We start from the raw sequence: 556 nt of genomic DNA, 5'->3' as shown, positions 1-556 counted from the left end.
CTGGGCGAAGATCAGCAGCAGGTTCCCCAGGCTGTAGCGGTGGAACGACTGCGCGAAGGTCAGGAACCGCGCCCACGTCTCGGACTCGCGCAGCGCCTCGACCTGTTCCGCGATCGTGGCTTGCAGGGCCTCGGCCTCGGCGCGACGCTCCTCGGGGCTCTTGGTGTTCTTGACTGTGCGTGCCATGTTCGGAACCTCCACCTAACGGGATTAGTACTATTTGCGTCTGTCTCACCCCCACGTTTTTTTGCCGTGAAGGCACTGGAAGTGCCGCTAGGGAGAGCCGGCCGGAGCGCAAGGGACCGTGGAATACCGGACTGAGCGCAGCGAGGGAGGATATGCCGCGAAAGCCCTTGCGTGGAGGGTGGCCGACCGTATGCTGCCGCAGGCTTCACGGCGAAAAGACGATGGCCGAAGGCCCAACAGTCGGCCGCTCGCGGCCGTCCGTCTGCGCGGGCGTGCTCCTTCACGCCTGGGCCGGGGGAGTGTGAGGGGTCTGGCCCCTCACCGGCTCCTCGGGGAGCCGTTCGGCGCGCCATTCCTCGATGGTGAGCGC

General features: G+C 66.5%; 1 protein-coding gene. It reads right to left on the bottom strand.

Annotated features, from left to right (window positions below):
• Positions 1–186 (bottom strand): hypothetical protein (locus ACWKWX_RS32720; protein WP_483829942.1); only part of this gene is annotated, 186 nt, incomplete at its 3' end.
• Between the last annotated feature and the right edge of the window lie 370 nt (positions 187–556).

The organism is Pseudomonas imperatae (assembly GCF_057128625.1).
Note: the sequence above shows the minus strand (reverse complement) of the source record. Positions and strands in the feature narration are given on the sequence as shown.